Genomic DNA, 17,549 nt, shown 5'->3' on the forward strand with positions numbered 1-17,549 from the left:
AACGAAAAAAATAAAAAGAGCCTGTTTTAACCGTGCCTTGCCGTCTCTCAACAAAAGTCCTCCGTAAACTCCAGTTCCGGCGTGCTCTCAATCAAGTTCTCACAACAAGCCTCGGAAACGATCATGGTAAATTGTCCCGTATTTCCCTGTTCCGTCGTCGATATGACCAGCCGGTATGTTCCCGTTTGTTCCACCGTGACGGCAAGGTTTGCCCTCCAACCGTCATATCTCTCATCTCCATCTGCCTCCGCGGCCAATTCTTCCCCGTAGTACAATTTGACGGTGGGAACAAATTCCGCGGAATCAACGGTCAGCACAACGGTATTCCCCGCGCTCTCGGTAAATTCAGCCTCTATCAGATAATAACCGTCTGTCTGGTTCGAACCTTCCGTTAGAGACGCTGTGGTATAATAACAGGAATGCTCCACATTAACCTCTCCGTCGCTACAGCCAACCGGAAGGCCTAGCGCGAACAAAGCGAGAAGCAACAGCATTTTATTTTTTTGCATCATCGTTAAACCCGCATAGTCCCCGGTTTGTAAACCACACAGGTCTACCGGAAAAAATCACAGCATACTGCCGAATTCGGGTTGAAACTGAGGATCATCGGCCAAATCGGTACAGCAATCGATCAACTCTACGATGAATTCTCCAGTCGCCCCCAATGAAGTCGTTGTCACGACGACACGGTACGTGGCCGCCTGTTCCGCCGTTGTATCAACAACGGCCACCATATAACCGGGCTCCGGATAATTACTATCGCTGGCTACACCTTCACTCTCGGCTACCAACTCTTCCTCATGGAATATCTTAAGCACAGGGGTGAATTCGTTTGACCCGGCCTTAATGTAGATGGGATCTTCCGCGTCAGCCGCAAATTCATAAGACTTCAGATAATAACCTTCCTCCTGATCCGAACCTTCCGTTAATGAATCCTGCGCATAATAATAGACGGGTTCTCCTGATTCACCGTTTCCATCTCCGCTACACGCAATTGCGGCCAGAAGGGTTAAAAAAAGAATGGGCAAAAACAGTTTATTTTTTTTCTGCATCGTTAAACCCGCATGGTCCCCGGTTTGAAAACCACCTCTGTCGGATCGTATCCCACATAATCCACCATGAATTGGAATTTTTCCGGGGCAACTTTTTTTAATTCATTGGGGTCGGTAAAAAAGTACTTGAACGTTTCGGCGAAGTCCTCATCACCTTTCCATAATGTATCTGGACAATGCCGTCAGTCTTGCCATCCCCATCGAGATCGATCGTATCTCCATCTTTATAAATACTCATTTTCCGCGGCGTGTGATGAATTCTCCCCGTGGCAAGCCGCGAGGAATTTTCAAGTTAATCTGGTTTATAGACGTTGACTTGAGAGGAACAGGAAGAGGCACCACAGTAAGCGATGGTTACAAAATAGAAAGCCGACGCATCCATTGTGAGGATACTGACATCATCCACAAAACCATATTCGAATACAATTTCGTGAGACGAGTGATGCTCAACCAAAACCAACTTTGTGGTGAAGTTATTTGGCACTTCTGGCCGGACAAAAATTTTAGCTTTCTTTTCAGTGCCAAGATCGATTTCTTCGAACAACAAGAAATTTTTCATGCCCCTTAGATTCATGACATGCTGAACGACCGTTTCATACTTCTTGAAAACCGGCGTACTGACTTCCTTGAAGGTCCGCGCATTGGAAATTTTTGTTTCTTTCTCTTGGAACCCCCTACCGTCAAAATTTACCTTCTTTAAAACATAGCGGTTGTTGGGCAGGTTCTGTATGCTACGAACCGTCAAGTGGTTGGCTTGGTGTTCGATGGCGACAAAACCTGAATCGACTTTATACGCGTCGACAAGGGTAAGGCTTCCGGATTTGGCGCTTACGCTCACCCCGGAGCCTATTGCGGCCAAGAAACAGCAGACAAAAAAAATATTCCGGTTCATTTAGTATCTTGATTTGTAGCGCTTCTCCCACACGGTGTCAATGTAATCGGGATTGGTCTTGTAAACTGCCTTAAAACCATCATGATACATTCCGTAGGCCCTGGCGGCTCGCAGAGCCAGATCCGTAATTGAGCTGTTCCATGGGTGATGATAACCCGCCGCATATATTTGCACAGCCACCTCTAAATTGTATTCCCAGTCGCTCCCCAGCTTGCCATAATCGGCGCCGTAAAGTTTTGCTGTCGGTTTTAGAATCTGTCCAAGGCCAATGGCCGAGCTTGTTCCCGGTGACAACGGTTTACCGTTTTCATCAAATTGTCGAAAATCTGACTCCGTCGCAATGAGGGCAACCAAAGCTTTCTTGGGAACATCATATCGAATTGCAAGATCTTCCAGTTTCTTTTCAATTTCCTCGTGAGTTGGATTTTGCACCTCCTGTGCAGAAGCCGTTCCGGTGGATTGGATTTTATCCCCAACCAGTTGCGTGAGCGTGGTTTCAGTGAATTGCACCAGCTCGCCGTACGTCTGCGGTGTTTGTTTCGATTCCGGCAGATGCGTAAAAATTTCACTGGCGATTTCCCCCGAAGATTTCCCCTCGCCCAGATTTTTCGCAAAAATTTGGGCCAGAAGGTCGGGCGTCAAAGGGGGTTTGGGAAAGCTCAAGGATGGTATTGGCCATAATGCGGCTCCTTTCTCGCAATTTTATAAGCAATTCCCGTGCCAAAAGGCAGGGAGCGTTGGGCGGGAAGCGGAATGCGTAAAATCAACAACTTGGCCCATCGCACCCCGCACACCGCTCCACCCTCCATGCGTACAACCGTCTCAAAATCGGACGGCACCGTCCGAAAATCGGACGGTCACCAAACGGGGCCAACTTAAAATGAGAGATCAGGCCCATGGTGTCAGTCCGTGTTCGCCTCCTTTGTTTTCCTTTCCACGATCTCCTCAATCTCTGGCAGGCTGAATGGTTTGCCGACAACCTCGAATCCTTCGTTGTGGGCCTGCTTTGCAACGGCCCCGTCTCTGTCTGCGATAAACAACACAATGGGGACACCGGGATCGATTTTGTTCCAAATCAGCCCGGCGATTTGAAGGCCATTGTGCTCGGGCAGTTCATTATCCATAAAAATCAGGCCGAATTTATATTTTTGAACCAGCATAATCGCCTCTTCGCCGGTTGAGGCAACAGTGACGTTACGGTTAATGGAAGTAAGATAGTCTTTGAGAAGTAACCGGATTGATTCGTTGTTATCGACGACGAGGATGTCGAGTTGAGCCGGCATCGAAGATAAAATAATGACATACATGTCGTAGATAGTAAAGGGATTGCATGACATAGAAGTCGCGTGTCACGAAGAAAACAAACGGTAGCGAAGAGGGGAATCACACGGGAGAGTGTTTACTTTGATGAATTCAACCGTTTTGCGAAAAAGGTGCGAGAGAAGATCTGCCGTTTGAGGTTGGAGAAAGGGCTCACCCAAGAGGCAATGCAGGAATACGAGTTGAATCTCCGTCAGTTCCAGCGGATCGAGAGAGGCGACACGCGAAATATCACGCTTGCCTACCTGTTTCGTCTTGCCGAGGCCTTCGGCTTAAAACCCTCACAGTTGCTCGATGTTTAAATCTCCGTCCCCTGCCTTGCCGCCTTAGCCCGGGGAAATCAAGATTTCAAAACCATTATCGATTTGTCGTTATTCCATCGGTTCGATGGCAAGGGTGCCTTCGCCGGAGAGAAAAATGTCGTTTCTTATCTCGTTGTCTTCCACCTGAATGGGATTGGCGACCAGTTCAACCTCAACCGCCTCGTCGCCGGCAAATTCCTCGATGACAATAGCCGAAAGGGACGGTTCAACGGCCTTTAAAGCCGCCAAATCGTAGGCCTCGGTGTCCCCTTGAGTGTTCAGCGTCGCGCCGGAGAGGTCGGTGCAATAGGAAAACCAGTCCTCCCGGATGTCGTCGCCGACGGCGATTTTGACCGCGGCGGAATACGGTTTTTCCTTTAGTTCCTCGGCCCTCTCCTCCGCCGTCTTTTCCTCCTCTTCCCCTTCTTCTCCTTCCCCCTCTTTTGAGGCCGCCTTGTACAGACGCGTGGCAATGTGGACCGAGACCTCTTTCATCGAAACATCCAGGTCACACGAAAAGAGTTCGTTCTGGGCCAGGTAACCCCATTTTTGCACGTCGAAACTCATCGTCACGTCGGTTTCAAACCGCGAGGGTTTCAGGGTCACCGGCGCCTCGATGGAGTTGGTGTATTCGAGTTCCAGATAGGGAGACGGTTCTCCCGGATTCATGAATTGAACATGCGAGGTGAATTTGAGTTTCAGAAGATGCGTCCCTTCGGCGGGTTCTTCTCCTTCGGCTGGTTGCTCTTCCTCGCCGCCAAAGAGTTCGCGCTCCTCCTGCGCTTTTTCGTTATCTTCATCTTCGGCGTCGAGTGTGCCGGTAAAAGGGAGGGTGGGATCGCCCAAAAAATCATCCGGAGTCACCTCTTTTTGACCGTTCTGCGGCTCATCCGCGGGAGGGGTATCGGTCACATTGCCCTGACCCTGTTGATCGGCCGGCAGGGCCGGTGCCAGCGGGGGAGGCAACTCCTGGGCGCGAGCCGGCATTGAACAAAAAACAAACAAAATCAACAGGTTGATTTTTATGAACGGGCGAACGATCTGTTTCATACAAATTCCATTTATAGCAAAAAAGGGCTCTTATTGAAACGGCTTTGGGCCTCCTGGTGATCTTTCATGCTTATTCTTCTACGCATTTCGCGAAGAAGTTTGCGGACCGTTTGAAGGTCCATTCGGACCATTTGGTTGGCGGCCCTGCCGCCTTTCATAACTCCTTGCACAAATAATTTCAAATAGTGTATATGCCTGTTTCCTTTATGATTCCACGTTACAGTCGCGATCAGATGAGCCGTATCTGGGAGGCCGAAAACCGCTTGAAAATATGGCTGGAGATCGAGCTTTTGGCGTTGGAGGCGCGGGTGGAACTGGGTCAGGTGCCGCGCGAGGTGATCAAGGCGGTTCGGACCAAGGCCAAGTTCAATGCCGAGCGGATCGAGGCGCTCGAAAAGGATGTTCGGCACGATGTGATTGCCTTTCTCACTTCAGTATCCGAATTTGTGGGGCCGGATGCCCGGCATCTGCATCACGGCATGACCTCCTCCGACGTACTCGACACCTCCCTTGCCGTCCAGCTCGCACAGGCGACCGATCTGCTTTTGAAGGATATCGACCGGATTCTCTCCATTCTCAAGCTCCGTGCGTACGAATTCAAGAACACCCTGCAGATGGGGCGGTCGCACGGCATTCACGGCGAGCCGATCACCTTCGGGCTGAAGCTGGCCCTCTGGCACGAAGAGATGAAACGCAACCGAGACCGTCTGCTCCATGCGCGCGGTGAGATTGCCGTGGGCAAAATTTCGGGGGTGATGGGGACATTCGCCCATCTCGATCCCGCCGTCGAGGCCTACGTCTGCAAAAAGCTGAATCTGAAGCCCGATCCCGTTTCGACGCAGATTGTCCAGCGGGACCGCCATGCCTATTATTTCTCGGTCCTCGCCGTCATCGGCGCCACGCTGGACAAGATCGCCGTCGAAATCCGCCATCTCCAGCGGACCGAGGTGCTGGAGGCGGAGGAATTTTTCTCGCCGGGACAAAAGGGCTCCTCCGCCATGCCTCACAAGCGAAACCCCGTTTTGAGCGAAAATATTTCAGGACTTTCGCGTCTGCTGAAAGGGTATGCCGTGACCGCTCTGGAAAATGTCCCTTTATGGCACGAGCGCGACATCTCGCACAGCTCGGCGGAACGGGTGATCGCCCCCGATGCCACGATTGTACTCGATTTCATGCTTTCCCGCATGTCGGACATTCTGGAAAAACTGGTGGTCTATCCGCAACACATGAAAAAGAACATGGACTTGACGCGCGGCCTGATCTTTTCCCAGCGCGTCCTTTTGGCGCTGACCGACAAGGGATGCTCGCGCGACGAGGCGTATCGTCTGGTGCAAAAGCATGCGATGAAGGTCTGGGTGAGCGAGGGGGATTTTTTGGGGGAATTGAAGTCGGACCCCGCGATCACAAGACATCTGCCGCCGGAGGAGATCGCCCCGCTGTTTGATGCAAACTACTATTTGAAAAATGTGGATGTGATTTTTAAGCGGGTGTTTGGGTAAAGAAAGTGGATGGTGGATAGTGGATGGTGAACGGAGGATCGGCATATGGAAAAAAAAGAAAAACTCTACGAGGGAAAAGCAAAAATCATCTATGCCACCGACGATCCCGATCTGTTGATCGCTTATTTCAAGGATGACGCCACGGCGTTCGACAACACCAAGAGGGGGACAATCGTCGGCAAGGGGATTATCAACAACGCCATTTCATCGCGATTGTTTGAAATACTGGCCAAAAACCGCGTGCCGAACCATTTTGTCGAAAAACTCTCCGACCGCGAGATGCTGATCCGCAAACTGGAGATGCTCAAGCTCGAGGTGCTGGTCCGAAACGTCGTGGCCGGAAGCCTGGCCAAAAGGATGGGAATGGCCGAGGGGACGCCGCTCAAAAGGACGGTCCTCGAATACTGCTACAAAAACGACCTCCTTCACGACCCGCAGATCAACGAGGACCATGTTCTTGTCTTTGAGCTTTGCACCGATCAGGAATTGATCAACATCCGGAACATGGCGCTCAAGGTCAACGACGTGCTGACTCCCTTCTTTGATGCGCTGGGGATCCGCCTGATCGACTTCAAGCTGGAGTTCGGCAGATTCAAGGGGGAGACCTGTCTGGGAGACGAGATCAGCCCCGACAGTTGCAGGCTGTGGGACAAAAAGACAAACGAAAAGCTCGATAAAGACCGTTTTCGCAGAGACATGGGGGGAATTGAAGAGGCGTATAAGACGGTTTTGGAGCGGGTGATAAAGACATGAAAGCCAAGGTCACCGTCACTTTGAAGAAAGGGGTTCTCGATCCGCAAGGGAAGGCGGTGGCGCATGCGTTGCACAGCATGGGCTACAAGGGGGTAGAGGATGTCCGGCAGGGAAAATTTTTCGAGGTGTCTCTTCGCGGGGCCACCCGGTCCGAAGCCGAAAAACAGATCAAAGAAATGGGGCAAAAGTTGCTGGCCAATACCGTCATCGAGGATTTTCAATTCGAGATCAATGAGTAAACCCAAATTTGGCATTGTCGTCTTCCCCGGCTCCAACTGCGATGCCGATTCGTACCACGCCGTTGCAAACGTTTTTGGTGCTGAAGCCGTTTGTCTCTGGCACAAGGAGACCTCGCTTAAAAATTCGGACGTCGTCATTCTCCCCGGCGGCTTTTCCTACGGCGACTATCTGCGGTGCGGCGCGATCGCCAAATTTTCGCCGATCATGGCCGAGATCCAAAACTTTGCCCGGAAGGGGGGGAGGATCATCGGTATCTGCAACGGGTTTCAGATACTGGTTGAAACGGGGTTGCTCCCCGGCGCCCTCATTAAAAACAGGGACCTCAAATTTATCTGTGATTGGGTGGATCTTACGCTTGTCAACAATCGGACGCCATTTACGGCCAAAGGGGAAACGGGCCGGGTCTACCGCCTGCCGATCGCCCACGGCGAAGGGAATTATTTTATCGATGACGACGGATTAAAGCGCCTTCAGGACAACGGCCGGATTGTTTTCCGCTACCGGGAGAACCCGAACGGCTCGACGGATGACATAGCGGGAATTTGCAGTGAAGCGGGCAATATTCTGGGAATGATGCCGCATCCGGAACGGGCCTCGGAGTCGATATTGGGTGGCGAGGATGGAAGGTTTATCTTTGAATCGCTCTTATGACCTATTCTCCGGAAATTCTGAAACAGCACAATCTAACAGGCGAGGAATATTCCTCCATTCTGAAAATCCTGGGCCGCGAGCCGAATCTTGTCGAGCTGGGGATTTTTTCGGTCATGTGGTCCGAGCACTGCAGTTACAAAAGCTCGCGAAAATTCCTCAAAAATTTTCCGACCACGGGGCCGCGGGTGATTCAGGGGCCGGGGGAAAACGCCGGTGTCGTCGATATCGGCGACGGACTGGCGCTGGTTTTCAAAATGGAATCGCATAATCACCCCTCATTCATCGAGCCGTATCAGGGGGCGGCCACCGGCGTCGGCGGAATTTTGCGCGATGTCTTTACCATGGGGGCGCGGCCGATCGCCGTTCTCGATTCGCTCCGTTTCGGCGCCATTGAACATCCAAAAACCTCCTATCTTGTCGGCGGTGTCGTCGCAGGCATTGCCGGTTATGGGAACTGCATGGGGATTCCCACCGTCGGCGGCGATGTCTCTTTCGACGAATGTTACAACGGCAATATTCTGGTGAACGCCATGACGGTCGGCCTTGTCCGTGCCGACAGAATTTTCAAAGGGAGCGCCTCCGGGCCGGGGAATCTGGTCATCTATGTCGGCTCTAAAACCGGCCGCGATGGAATACATGGAGCCACCATGGCCTCCGACAGTTTTGACGAGTCTTCCGGGCAAAAGCGCCCGACGGTTCAGGTGGGTGATCCCTTCACCGAAAAACTCCTCCTTGAGGCCTGTCTGGAACTGATGGCGAAGGATGCGATTGTCGGGATTCAGGACATGGGAGCGGCGGGACTGACCTCTTCGTCTTTTGAGATGGCCTCGCGCGCCGGGACCGGCCTTTCAATCGATCTCGACAAAGTTCCGCTCCGCGAAGAGGGGATGACCCCTTACGAAATCATGCTGTCGGAATCGCAGGAACGGATGTTGCTTGTCTGCAAACCGGGGGCCGAAAAAATTGTCAAAGAAATATTCGACAAGTGGGACCTCGACTCGAGCGTCATCGGCCGTGTCGCCGCCGACGGAATCTGCCGGGCCCGGTTCAAGGGAGAAGAGGTTGTCTCTCTTCCCGTTTCCCCTCTGGCCCATGGGGCGCCGGTCTACGATCGTCCGAGAAAGCGGCCTGAGAATCAGGATCGGCTCAACCGACTCGATCTTGCCGAAATTCCGGAACCGCAAAACTTAACCGATGTCTTTCAAAAACTGATTTCTCATCCGACACTCGCCTCCAAAAAATGGGTCTATCGCCAGTACGATCATCAGGTGATGACCGACACGGTTGTCGGCCCCGGCTCGGATTCGGCCATTTTGCGCATCAAAGGAACAAAAAAGGGGATTGCGGTCACTTCCAACTGCAATGCGCGACACTGTTATCTCAATCCCTTCGCGGGTGCCGCAATGGCGGTGGCCGAAAGCGGGAGAAACCTCGTCTGTTCCGGGGCAGAGCCGCTGGCGGTGACCGATTGCCTCAATTTCGGGAATCCCGAAAACGCGGAAATTATGGGACAGTTCGAGGAGGCAACGAAGGGCATTTCGGAGGCCTGCCGGGAACTGGGAACGCCAGTTGTGAGCGGGAATGTCAGTTTCTACAATGAGACTATTATATTCGGGGGGAACGCTGCCCCTTCCGCCTCCGGCGGAAGCGGGCCCCATCCCCCCGAACCCCTTTCGCTCGAACCGGCAAAGCCGGATTCTCGCTCACACAAAGCAGTAGCCATCTATCCGACACCGATGATCGGGATGGTGGGGCTTTTGGAAAATATCGACAACCGTCTCGGATCGTTTTTTGCGCGGGAAGGGGACGCGATTCTCCTTTTGGGCGATCTGGAAAGCGGCCTTGACGGTTCGGAATATCTCAAAATCATCCATGGAAAAACGGCCGGAAAACCACAGATTAATTTGAAACGCGAAAAGAATCTGTGGAAGGCGATCCTTGAGGCCAATGCCCAAAGGCTTTTGTCTTCCGCCCACGACCTCTCGGAAGGGGGATTGGCGTTGGCGCTGGCGGAGTGCTGTTTTGGACCGACGGTGGGCAATGCCCCTTCCGTTGGGGTTCAAATTGTGCTTAAATCAGGCCATCGCCCCGATCTTCTTTTATTCGGCGAATCCCCGTCGCGGGTGATTGTTTCGGCTGGTCCATCAGACGCGCCGGCCATCCAAAAACTGGCGGAACGCCATGGAGTTCCACGGCTGTCTCTGGGGACGGTGGGGGGAAAAAGGTTTTCCATCGGATCGGAAAGAGAGCGGTGGATTGATCTTGATCTTGATACGGTGAGACAATGGTGGGAGAAGGGGTTTGCGGAGGGTCTAGGGTTTAGCGACTAGGGTCTGGGGTGCAGGGTTTAGGGTTTAGCGACTTGGGTTTAGGGTAAAAACAGTAGTTACCCTAGACCCTAGACCCTAGACCCTAAGCCCTGCAGTTTATGTGCGGAATAGTTGGCATCTATAATCATCCGGAAGCGAGCAAGCTGGCCTATCTGGCCCTTTATGCCCTTCAGCACCGGGGGCAGGAGAGCGCGGGGATTGTTTCGTCCACCGGGAGCGACCTCAAGGCTTACGGCGCGATGGGGCATGTGGCCGAGGTCTTCACCGCCGACGTTCTGGAAAAACTCCCCGGCACAATGGCCATCGGCCATGTCCGTTATTCCACCACCGGCGAGTCGACGCAAAAAAACATCCAGCCCTTCACCATCAGCTACTCACGGGGACAGCTCTCGGTGGCGCACAACGGCAACATCGTCAATGCCGGCGAGATCCGCGACGAATTCGAGGCGCACGGGGCGATTTTCCAGTCCACGATGGACACCGAGGTCATCCTTCATCTCCTGGCCACAAAAAAAAAAAACGATCTCCTCGACCGGCTTATCGAGACCCTGCCCCAGCTGAAAGGGGCCTATTCGCTGATCTTTCTGACCGAGACGCGGCTGATCGCCGTGCGCGACCCGTTTGGTTTTCGTCCTCTCGTATTGGGAAAAAAAGATGATGCCTTTGTCATTGCCAGTGAAACCTGTGCGCTCGATCTGATTGAGGCGGAGTTTGTCCGCGAGATTGAGCCTGGCGAGATTGTCCAGATCGACAAGAAAGGGATCAAGAGCCTCAAGCCCTTTCCCTCCCAGAAGATGGCGCATTGCATTTTTGAATATGTCTATTTTGCCCGTCCCGACAGCATCGTGTTCAACCGGAATGTGTATGAAATCCGCAAGGGGTTCGGCCGGGAGCTAGTGCTGGAGAACCCGGTCAAGGCCGACATGGTGGTTCCCATTCCCGATTCGGGGGTTCCGGCCGCCATCGGCTATGCCGAGGAATCGAAAATTCCGTTCCAGATGGCGCTGGTGAGAAACCATTATGTGGGGCGGACCTTTATCGAGCCGGAGGATTCGATCCGCCATTTCGGCGTGAAGGTGAAGCTCAATCCCGTCAAGCAGATGATGGAGGGGAAGAGGGTCATCCTCATCGACGACTCGATTGTCCGCGGCACCACCAGCCGGAAGATCATCAAGATGGTCCGCGACGCCGGCGCCAAAGAGGTTCATCTGCGCATTTCATCGCCCGCCACCGCTTGGCCCTGTTTTTACGGAATCGACACGCCGACCCGAAGCGAACTGATCGCCTCGCACAAATCGGCGGAGGAGATCCGCCAGTTCATCAACGCCGACAGCCTTGCCTATCTGTCGCGCCCTTCACTCTACTGGTTTGAAAAACAGAGGCCGGGCGAGTGGTTTTGCGACGCCTGTTTTACCGGCAACTACCCCGAAGGGGCCCAGTGGGTCCAAAGGGCCTTGAAGGCCGACGCCCGCGGCAACCGTCGCGTGATGGCGGTTTAGATTCTTCACTCTGCAACTTCTACGCATTTTACGAAGGAGTTTGCGGACGGTTTGAAGATCCATCCGACCATCTGGTTGGCGCCTGCCCGCCGGCTTTTTGGGGGGGCCCTGCCGCTTCTCATCCTGGGAAATTTATCATTTTGATACGTGCAGGTATAAGTTTGCTCAACCCCCTTTCTATTATTAACTATCCGTAATTACTAATTATTTATAAATTTTACATTCGGATAAACAGGGCACCATTTGGCAGGCATTTTGCTCATACTCAATAGGGAAGCCTTTTGGTCGTAACTAAAAGTTGTCAGTTTGAGTCACTTGTGGTAGAGAGGGAGATAAAGTTGTCCATCCGCAAGCCAAAAAAGATGTGTGTGTGTAAGCAAAGGGCCCTTTTTTTCCTTTTTGCAGGTTTCTTTATCCTTTTTTCTCCCTCTCTTTATGCCTCCAACAGGACATGGGATGGGGGAGGGACAACCAACAACTGGTCCGAAGCGGCCAACTGGTCGTCCAACACGTTGCCCGGTTCAGGGGATACGGCCACTTTCAGCAATTCGTCGGGCAAGGACGCCCTCATCGACACGGCCGTCTCGGTCAACAAACTTCAAATCAACAACAATTATGGCGGTACGATCACACAGGCGTCGAGCCTTACCGTCGGAAGCGGCGGTTTCTTCTTCCAGGGGAGTGGAATCTTCACCGGCGCCAGCCAGGACATCACGGTGGACGGCTCTTTGAAAATTGTGGGGGGTGCGTTCACTTCCACGTCCGGCGCCCTGACGGTTGCGGGCAACCTTGTCCTGGCCGGAGGGACTTTCACCCACAACTCAGGAACCGTCATCCTCTCCGGAACCGGTCAGACAATCACCGGGGCTTTTACTTTCTTCAACCTCACCAAGACGGTCGAATCGGCGGACACGCTGACATTGCCGGCCGAATCCACGATAACCATTGTCGGAACCATGACCTTAAAAGGGGTTTCTGGAGAACTCCTTTCACTGGTTAGTAGCCAGGCGGGAACCCAGGCCGCTATTGATCCCCAAGGGGACCGGGACGTCCAATATTTGGATGTCGGGGACAGCAACAATTTGAACAGCCTCGTTATTTTTTGCCTCACCGACTGCGCCGATTCCGGAAACAATACGAACTGGATTTTGGCCCGTCCCACCATTCAATTCACCTCCGCCGGTTCGAGCGGGGCCGAATCGGCGGCGTCGGCGACAATCGAGGTCGCCTTGTCTTCCCTCTCGCCGGACGACGTGACGGTGGATTACGCCGTCACCGGGGGGACTGCCGCGGGGGGAGAGACTGATTACATACTGCTTGACGGTTCAATTACCATCGCGGCGGGAGAGACCACCGCTGTCATTTCGGTCGTCATTGTTGATGACGCGACCGACGAGCCCGACGAGACCATTGAAGTGACTTTATCCGACCCGGTCAATGCCACGCTGGGAGAGGGGGTGATTCACACCTACAGCATTCTTGATAATGACGAGACTCCAATCGCCGACAATGGCGGCGACAGTGCCGGTGGCAACGATGCCAATGACGAAGGAGGGAAATCCGATGATGACGACGGGGGAATCGCCTCGATGGAAGAACTGACGGCTTCCGCCGGCGCGGACCACACGGTTGTCGCGGGAGGAACAGTCACGCTGAATGGGAGCGGTTCAACCGGCGCCACCCGCTATTTGTGGTCGATCCTTTCGGGGATCGGTACGCTTGAATCTGCAGAGGGGGTGATCTCGACGATTTCCTTTTCCGCCTCCGCCGAAACGGGGGATGTTGTCGTCCAGCTGATGGTTGAAAATGGTGCGGGGGAGAGCTGGGCTGACACGGCGGTGATTCATGTGATGGCCCTTACGGCCGCCGGAGAGACCCTCGATGAACCTCTTGTCGGCATGTGGAACGGGACTCCCTTTTACGAGGAGATCGGCGATGAAGGCCGGATCACCCTTGTCTTTGGCGATGTTTCCGTCCGGCTTCCCTCCGGTGCGGAGGAATATTACCTGGCCATGACGGATGATGATTATCTGGTTATCGGGACTCCGCAGATGGACGATGGAAGGGGGCGGGTCTATTTTTCGACGCAACCGATAGACAACATGGAGGGGGAGGTGGATCTTGGACTTGATTTTGTTCAGATAACCGGGGAGGCCGCCGGCGATTTGTTCGGAAAATATCTGGCCGTGGGGGATCTGGACGGCGACGGGGTTGATGAAATTCTTGTCGGCTCTTCCGGTGGTTCCGGTGCCGCCGGCAGTGCCGGTGCCGTTTTCATCTACGATGCCGACTTTGTCCTCACCGGAATTGTCGAGGGGAGCGCGGAGTTTCCCCTCTCTTCCATTCTTATGGCTGATTTTCTGGGCAACTCGGCGGACGATGTCTTTTTCGGCCCGGACAATCCCGGCATGAATCCGGTCCTGCGGCGGAACGATTTTTCCTCGCCCACCGCGGCGGTAGAAGCGGGATTTATGGCGACGGGAGACGACATTGTCGATGGAAACGTTTCCGCCGCTTCGTCGGTGATTGGAACGGTGGTCGAGAGCGTCAGCGACCAGCTTTTCACCTCTGCTGTCTTTGGAGATGTCAACGGCGATGGCGAACAGGATTTGATCCTGACAACCGACGGGGGGGAGTGTCTTGTCTATTTTGGAAGACAGGAATCCGTAAGCGTTCTGACCAGCAACGACGCCGATGTCGTGATTTCCGGGGGAGACCCTTCAGCGGGCGCCAGTGGCGCCGCCACATTTGGGGCGATGGTTTCCGCGGGGGATGTGACCGGCGATGGAATTGCGGACATCGTTGTCGGCGCCCCGGAAATGGGGGAAGGGAAAGGCGGCATCTATGTGATCTTTGGGCGGTCGGAGTGGGAAACCTCCTTAAGTCTTGATGACGGCTCCTCGACGGTTCTTTTAATGGGGGAGGCGGAAGGAGATTCCATCGGAAGCGATCTCCTTGTGGCCGATAGCGATGGCGATGGGGTATCCGCAATTTATACGATCAAGGGAGAGAATGCCGTCTACCGGATTTCCTGGACAGGGGAATCGGCCCTCGATGGAGGCGGTGAATCGGTATCGCGGTTGGGTCCGGGGGGTTTCGGCTGTTCGCTCAATGCCCAAAAGTCTTCCGGGGATCCCGGATGGATGATTTTGTTTGTGAGCTTCGGCTTGACATGGTGTATCATAGCCCGTAGAAAGCGCATTCTTTATGTCAAAAAATCTGGTTATCGTCGAATCGCCGGCCAAGGCGCGGACCATCGAGAAATATCTCGGTTCCGATTTTACGGTGAAGGCCTCCATCGGTCATGTCAAAGACCTTCCTCCCAAAAGCCTGGGGGTTGATCTCAAGAACAATTTCAAGCCCGAATACGAAATCATCAAGGGAAAGAAAAAGGTCATCGATGAGATTCGAAAGGCATCCGAAAAGGCGGAAAAGGTTTTTCTGGCCCCCGACCCCGACCGCGAAGGGGAGGCGATTGCCTGGCATCTGGCCGAGGAGATCAAGCGCTCCAAAAAATCGCCTCCGGTCTTCCGCGTCCTTTTCAACGAAATCACCAAAAACACCGTCAAACAGGCGATTGCCAGTCCGGCGCCGCTCAACAAAAACATGTATGAAGCCCAGCAGGCCCGCCGGATTCTCGACCGGCTGGTCGGCTACCAGATCAGCCCCATTCTGTGGGACAAGGTGCGTCGCGGTCTTTCGGCGGGACGGGTGCAGTCGGTGGCGACGCGTCTGGTGTGCGACCGTGAGAAGGAAATTCTGGAATTCAAGGCGGAGGAATACTGGAATCTCGAAGTCAAACTGGAGGGGAGTCTGCCCCCCCCCTTTGCCGCCCGACTTCACAAAAAGAACGGAAAAAAATTCGCCCTTCACAATCAGGGCGAGGCGAATGGTGTCGTTGCCGAAATTAAGCAGAAGTTGTTTGTTCTTCAGACCATCGAAAAGAAGGAGCAGAAGCGGAATCCGTCTCCTCCTTTTATTACCTCCAAACTCCAGCAGGAGGCCTCGCAGAAGCTCGGCTTCTCGCCCAAGAAGACCATGATGCTGGCGCAACAGCTCTACGAAGGGGTGGAGGTGGGAGGAGGCGAACTGGCCGGGCTGATCACCTACATGCGGACCGATTCGACGCGGATTGCCTCTTCGGCGTTAGACGAGGTTCGACAGTATATTAATGATACGTATGGGCGGGATTATCTGCCGGACCAGCCGAATTTCTACAAATCCAGGAAAGAGGCGCAAGAGGCGCATGAGGCGATTCGTCCGACATCGATGGCCTATACGCCCGACGTGGTGAAAAAATATCTGAAGAAGGATGAATGTCGGCTCTACGAACTGATCTGGAAGCGGTTTGTGGCGAGCCAGATGAGGCCGGCCCTGCTCGACCGGACGACATTTATCATCAAGGCAGGGGCGTATGAATTTCGGGCGACCGGTTCGATCATCAAATTCCCCGGATTTATTTCCGTGTATATGGAGGCGGAGGAAGAAGAGGCGAAAAAGAATCAGGGAGATGAAGAGGCGGAAGAAAAAGGGGGGGAAGGGACGCTCCTTCCGGAATTGAAAGAGGGGGAGAGGCTGAAGTGTCATGACTATCTGCCCTCCCAGCATTTCAGCCAGCCTCCGCCGCGGTTCACCGAGGCGTCGCTCGTCAAAGAGCTTGAGGAAAAAGGGATCGGCCGCCCTTCCACTTACGCGTCCATTCTGGGGGTGATTCAGGACAAGAAATATTGCGAAAAGGACGAGGGGAAGCGGCTTCATCCCACGCAGTTGGGAACGATGGTCAACGATCTTCTGGTGAAAAATTTTACCGATATCATGGATGTCCAATTCACCGCCCGGATGGAAGAGGAGCTCGACGAAGTTGAAGAGGGGAAGATGGGGTGGGTCGATACGCTCAAGGATTTTTACGGAACCTTCTCAAAGACCTTGAGCCACGCGAAGGTCCACATGAAGGACATCAAGCGGCAGGAAATACTCACCGATCTGAAATGCGAAAAGTGCGGATCGACGATGGTGATCAAATTCGGCCGTCACGGGGAATTTCTGGCCTGTCAGTCCTACCCCGACTGCAAAAACACGAAGGAGTTCCGAAAAGACGAGTCGGGAAAAATCATTGCGGAGGTGCCCGAAGAGACCGGCGAGGTCTGTGAAAAATGCGGCTCAAAGATGATTGTCAAACGGGGACGATTCGGTCCGTTTCTGGCCTGTTCGGCCTACCCGAAATGCAAAAGCACCAAGGCCATTTCGCTCGGCATCAACTGCCCGCAATGCGGGAAGCCGCTTTCGGCGCGGAGATCCAGGCGCGGGAAAATATTTTATGGATGCACCGGCTATCCCACCTGCACCTTTGCCGCCTGGGACAAGCCGATCAATGAAAAATGCCCCGAGTGCGGCTCGGCTTATCTGGTCGAAAAATATTCGAAGACCAAAGGGGTGGAGATTCGTTGCCCGGAGAAGGGGTGCGGGTATCGTCGCGAGCTTCCCGCTCCGCAGGCTCCATCTGTTGAATCTGTCAGCCCCTAAGTTATTCGGTCCCTTTCTATTCAAAGATTTATATTATAACTACTTTTTTTTATTTTTTTTTTTTTATTATTATTATTATTCATTTTCCGCGCAACTTATTTTCTTTCCTGCCGATAACGGCAGTGTTAATCGTCCACCATCATCATTCACGTTTCGTAAAACAAGGAGTCGTTTGAATGACCGAAGCGCTTGATGTCAGATATTTTTCTCCTCCGGAGGGATCGGCGGTTTTTGAGGCCGAAACAGCCGAGGCTCTGCCTGACAATGTCCTCCCTTTTGTCCGCCCGGCCGCGACAGCAACGTTGGCGGAGCCGGCCACCGGCGCCGCCGCAAGATTTACCTCCCTTCTCGGCGGATTGGCGAGGGTTTTGTCCGCAGTGTCTCCTGTTCTTTTTCTTGCCAGTGATGTTTCGGAGGAAGAACGTCTTAAGAGGCAAC

At 53.5% G+C, this 17,549-nt stretch carries 15 protein-coding genes; 9 read left to right on the forward strand and 6 right to left on the reverse strand.

The features are described 5' to 3' along the window. Positions 1-47 precede the first annotated feature (47 nt). From HYU99_10515 to HYU99_10535, 5 genes are all read right to left on the reverse strand, one after another. Entirely contained in the window at positions 48-512 is a 465-nt protein-coding gene (locus HYU99_10515; protein MBI2340774.1) for a hypothetical protein, read from the reverse strand. Between the two features lie 54 nt (positions 513-566). Further along, a complete protein-coding gene (locus HYU99_10520; GenBank protein MBI2340775.1) occupies positions 567-1,052 on the reverse strand; it encodes a hypothetical protein in 486 nt (161 codons plus the stop codon). Positions 1,053-1,344: 292 nt separating this feature from the next. Then, positions 1,345-1,944 (reverse strand): hypothetical protein, encoded by a 600-nt coding sequence (locus HYU99_10525; protein MBI2340776.1) that lies wholly within the window; start codon positions 1,942-1,944, stop codon positions 1,345-1,347. Continuing rightward, positions 1,945-2,586: a hypothetical protein gene (locus HYU99_10530; GenBank protein ID MBI2340777.1), complete on the reverse strand. Its 642-nt coding sequence runs from the start codon at positions 2,584-2,586 to the stop codon at positions 1,945-1,947. It lies immediately after the preceding gene. 260 nt (positions 2,587-2,846) lie between these two features. Then, on the reverse strand, positions 2,847-3,281 hold the full coding sequence (locus HYU99_10535; protein ID MBI2340778.1) for a response regulator: 435 nt from the start codon (positions 3,279-3,281) through the stop codon (positions 2,847-2,849). Between the two features lie 9 nt (positions 3,282-3,290). On the opposite strand from HYU99_10535, the gene HYU99_10540 reads away from it, so the two are divergent. Beyond that, entirely contained in the window at positions 3,291-3,566 is a 276-nt protein-coding gene (locus HYU99_10540; GenBank protein ID MBI2340779.1) for a helix-turn-helix transcriptional regulator, read from the forward strand. 69 nt (positions 3,567-3,635) lie between these two features. Here HYU99_10540 and HYU99_10545 read toward each other — a convergent pair whose 3' ends face one another. Further along, positions 3,636-4,616, reverse strand: coding sequence for a hypothetical protein (locus HYU99_10545; protein ID MBI2340780.1), 981 nt, complete (start codon positions 4,614-4,616; stop codon positions 3,636-3,638). 206 nt (positions 4,617-4,822) lie between these two features. Here HYU99_10545 and HYU99_10550 point away from each other — a divergent pair, with 206 nt between their 5' ends. From HYU99_10550 to HYU99_10585, 8 genes are all read left to right on the forward strand, one after another. Further along, entirely contained in the window at positions 4,823-6,115 is a 1,293-nt protein-coding gene (locus HYU99_10550; GenBank protein MBI2340781.1) for an adenylosuccinate lyase, read from the forward strand. Positions 6,116-6,160: 45 nt separating this feature from the next. Then, complete coding sequence (locus HYU99_10555) at positions 6,161-6,868, forward strand: phosphoribosylaminoimidazolesuccinocarboxamide synthase (GenBank protein MBI2340782.1); 708 nt, start codon at positions 6,161-6,163, stop codon at positions 6,866-6,868. Next, on the forward strand, positions 6,865-7,107 hold the full coding sequence (gene purS, locus HYU99_10560) for a phosphoribosylformylglycinamidine synthase subunit PurS (protein MBI2340783.1): 243 nt from the start codon (positions 6,865-6,867) through the stop codon (positions 7,105-7,107). The genes HYU99_10555 and purS overlap by 4 nt, the downstream gene beginning before the upstream one ends. Next, positions 7,100-7,759: a phosphoribosylformylglycinamidine synthase subunit PurQ gene (gene purQ, locus HYU99_10565; protein ID MBI2340784.1), complete on the forward strand. Its 660-nt coding sequence runs from the start codon at positions 7,100-7,102 to the stop codon at positions 7,757-7,759. The genes purS and purQ overlap by 8 nt, the downstream gene beginning before the upstream one ends. After that, on the forward strand, positions 7,756-10,089 hold the full coding sequence (gene purL, locus HYU99_10570; GenBank protein ID MBI2340785.1) for a phosphoribosylformylglycinamidine synthase subunit PurL: 2,334 nt from the start codon (positions 7,756-7,758) through the stop codon (positions 10,087-10,089). Before purQ ends, purL begins: the two co-directional genes overlap by 4 nt. 98 nt (positions 10,090-10,187) lie before the next feature. Next, a complete protein-coding gene (locus HYU99_10575) occupies positions 10,188-11,588 on the forward strand; it encodes an amidophosphoribosyltransferase (GenBank protein ID MBI2340786.1) in 1,401 nt (466 codons plus the stop codon). A gap of 368 nt (positions 11,589-11,956) precedes the next feature. Further along, positions 11,957-14,929 carry an FG-GAP repeat protein gene (locus HYU99_10580; GenBank protein ID MBI2340787.1) on the forward strand — a complete coding sequence of 991 codons (2,973 nt, stop codon included), beginning with the start codon at positions 11,957-11,959 and terminating at the stop codon, positions 14,927-14,929. A 2,358-nt stretch (positions 14,930-17,287) separates the two neighbouring features. Next, on the forward strand, positions 17,288-17,549 hold a 262-nt coding region (locus HYU99_10585; GenBank protein ID MBI2340788.1), incomplete at its 3' end, for a hypothetical protein.

It is taken from the genome of Deltaproteobacteria bacterium, assembly GCA_016183175.1.
Taxonomy (GTDB): domain Bacteria; phylum UBA10199; class UBA10199; order UBA10199; family SBBF01; genus JACPFC01.

Bases quoted from the DNA above. Each gene is read 5' to 3' on its own strand.
- HYU99_10520 (MBI2340775.1), bottom strand. From the start codon at position 1,052: ATGCAGAAAAAAAATAAACTGTTTTTGCCCATTCTTTTTTTAACCCTT.
- purQ (MBI2340784.1), top strand. From the start codon at position 7,100: ATGAGTAAACCCAAATTTGGCATTGTCGTCTTCCCCGGCTCCAACTGC.
- HYU99_10555 (MBI2340782.1), top strand. From the start codon at position 6,161: ATGGAAAAAAAAGAAAAACTCTACGAGGGAAAAGCAAAAATCATCTAT.
- HYU99_10525 (MBI2340776.1), bottom strand. From the start codon at position 1,944: ATGAACCGGAATATTTTTTTTGTCTGCTGTTTCTTGGCCGCAATAGGC.
- HYU99_10550 (MBI2340781.1), top strand. From the start codon at position 4,823: ATGATTCCACGTTACAGTCGCGATCAGATGAGCCGTATCTGGGAGGCC.
- HYU99_10575 (MBI2340786.1), top strand. From the start codon at position 10,188: ATGTGCGGAATAGTTGGCATCTATAATCATCCGGAAGCGAGCAAGCTG.
- purL (MBI2340785.1), top strand. From the start codon at position 7,756: ATGACCTATTCTCCGGAAATTCTGAAACAGCACAATCTAACAGGCGAG.
- purS (MBI2340783.1), top strand. From the start codon at position 6,865: ATGAAAGCCAAGGTCACCGTCACTTTGAAGAAAGGGGTTCTCGATCCG.
- HYU99_10545 (MBI2340780.1), bottom strand. From the start codon at position 4,616: ATGAAACAGATCGTTCGCCCGTTCATAAAAATCAACCTGTTGATTTTG.
- HYU99_10535 (MBI2340778.1), bottom strand. From the start codon at position 3,281: ATGTCATGCAATCCCTTTACTATCTACGACATGTATGTCATTATTTTA.
- HYU99_10515 (MBI2340774.1), bottom strand. From the start codon at position 512: ATGATGCAAAAAAATAAAATGCTGTTGCTTCTCGCTTTGTTCGCGCTA.